1 protein-coding gene is annotated in these 203 nt (G+C 65.0%); it reads right to left on the reverse strand.

The annotated features are described in order from the left end of the window. On the reverse strand, positions 1-203 hold a 203-nt coding region (locus OR16_RS38815), incomplete at both ends, for a hypothetical protein (protein ID WP_006164934.1).

Genomic DNA, 203 nt, shown 5'->3' on the forward strand with positions numbered 1-203 from the left:
CTGCCCTTGAGCGCATTTCCAAAGCTCCCCCCGTTGAACACCGTGCTAACCCCGGCATTGATCAAACCCGTGCCAACGAAGCCCACGGCCTGCTGTGCCAGCGTGCCGGTCGCGCCGTTCTGGGCCGCCTGCAACACGCCACCGACGTTGGTCGTGCCCGCGAGGTTTGCCAGGGTATTCGTTCCCTCCAGCGACTTCCCCCA

Origin of the sequence: Cupriavidus basilensis OR16 (assembly GCF_000243095.1) — a bacterium.
Taxonomy (GTDB): Bacteria; Pseudomonadota; Gammaproteobacteria; order Burkholderiales; family Burkholderiaceae; genus Cupriavidus; species Cupriavidus basilensis_D.